The following is a 350-nucleotide window of genomic DNA, read 5'->3' on the forward strand; positions in this document are numbered from 1 at the left end:
ATCAAGGATGCGATCAAGGATGCGCAGTATCCATTCCCTGCCGGTGATTCCATCAAACTGAGCAGTGTGCCGGATAGCGTGAACGAAGGACAAAGTGCCGTGATCACTGCTACTTTACCAAATGGCTGGAAAGCCGGTAAAGCCTGGACGGTGAACCTGACAAAAGATGTGGTGTCATCTACTATTGCAGATAGCCGTTATACCAGTCTCCCGGCTACGATCACCATTGCCAGCGGAGCGGATCATGGCGATGCCACCGCTATTCAGACATTGACCAATAAGGTGTTTAATGATGAAGGGCTTTTAAATGTAGATGGTAATAAAGGCAATGTAAATATGCCTGCTACCAG

The 350-nt window shown here is 48.0% G+C and carries 1 protein-coding gene; it reads left to right on the forward strand.

Annotation, left to right across the window (positions count from 1 at the left end; translation table 11 throughout):
• Positions 1 to 350, forward strand: a 350-nt coding sequence (locus AC1DP6_RS36650) for a hypothetical protein (protein ID WP_477059338.1), incomplete at both ends; no start/stop codon positions are given.

It is taken from the genome of Chitinophaga sp. 01L420, assembly GCF_056399985.1.